Raw genomic sequence first — 235 nt, 5'->3', positions numbered from 1 at the left:
AATCGCCAGAGAAATCTACGAGATGTATGAAGCGGTTAGTATGCAGCCGTCACTTAGAAGTGAGTATGAGTACCCTGTTTTTTCTCATGTTCAGGCAGGGATGTTCTCACCTAAGCTTAGAACCTTTACCAAAGGTGATGCGGAGAGATGGGTAAGCACAACCAAAAAAGCCAGTGATTCTGCATTCTGGCTTGAGGTTGAAGGTAATTCCATGACCGCACCAACAGGCTCCAAG

1 protein-coding gene is annotated in these 235 nt (G+C 46.0%); it reads left to right on the top strand.

The features are described 5' to 3' along the window. Positions 1–22 precede the first annotated feature (22 nt). Positions 23–235 (top strand): LexA family protein (locus tag MKD49_RS26295; RefSeq protein ID WP_371925529.1); only part of this gene is annotated, 213 nt, incomplete at its 3' end.

Source organism: Herbaspirillum sp. WGmk3 (genome assembly GCF_023952535.1).
Classification (GTDB): domain Bacteria; phylum Pseudomonadota; class Gammaproteobacteria; order Burkholderiales; family Burkholderiaceae_D; genus Herbaspirillum; species Herbaspirillum huttiense.
The sequence above is the reverse complement of the archived record's forward strand: the minus strand, read 5'-3'. Positions and strand labels throughout refer to the sequence as shown.